Genomic DNA, 298 nt, shown 5'->3' with positions numbered 1-298 from the left:
CAGCGGCAACGTCACGGTCGTAGCTCCGGATGATGTCTACAAAGGCGATCAAACCGTTACTACCGCTATCAAAGGCGTGACTGGCGGCGAGCACTTCGAAAATCTGGTTCCTGGGACCGATAAAGTCACTACAACAGTGACTGATACTCCGGACACCGATAACACCACCACCGTAACGCTGACGGCTCCGACTGAGGTTAGCGAAGGTGGTCAAATCACCTACACCGCTACGCTTTCCAATAAAGCGGGCACTGACGTAACGCTGAAACTCGACAACGGCTCGACCATCACCATCAAG

Annotated in this window: 1 protein-coding gene; it reads left to right on the top strand. The window is 53.7% G+C overall.

Annotated elements, in window-relative coordinates:
• A partial coding sequence (locus FW764_RS28150) for an immunoglobulin-like domain-containing protein (RefSeq protein ID WP_446436730.1) occupies positions 1-298 on the top strand: 298 nt, incomplete at both ends.

The organism is Pseudomonas sp. 1152_12, from assembly GCF_052850675.1.
This window is presented reverse-complemented; position numbering and strand designations above follow the sequence as displayed.